1 pseudogene is annotated in these 369 nt (G+C 76.4%); it reads right to left on the minus strand.

Going from position 1 to position 369, the window contains the following annotated elements:
• Positions 1-369 (minus strand): annotated as a pseudogene (locus KIH27_RS22280) (GTP-binding protein); the annotation flags it as partial.

A 369-nucleotide genomic window follows, 5' to 3' on the forward strand; every position in this document is an offset into this window, starting at 1 on the left:
CCGTTGCCGCCGACGCCCGCGTTGCCCTTGTCGGAGGTACCGCCGGAGCCACCGTTGCCGCCGTGGCCACCGGCCAGGGTGCCGTGCTCGCCGGTGTTGCCCTCACCGGTGGTGTCACCACCTTGGCCGCCGTTGCCGCCGTTACCGGCCGTGTCGGTGCCGGTCGCATCGGCACCGGAACCACCCTGGCCGCCGTAGCCGCCGTGGCCCGAGCCGTCACCGCCGGCGCCGCCGGTACCACCGTTGCCGCCGACGTGGTTGCCGCCGACGGCGCCACCGGCGCCACCGGCACCACCGGTGCCGCCGTAGACGCCTTGACCACCGGCACCACCGTCGCCACCGTCGCCGGCCTGGTAGCCGGTACCGCCC

Origin of the sequence: Mycolicibacter acidiphilus (assembly GCF_018455725.1) — a bacterium.
Taxonomy (GTDB): domain Bacteria; phylum Actinomycetota; class Actinomycetes; order Mycobacteriales; family Mycobacteriaceae; genus Mycobacterium; species Mycobacterium acidiphilum.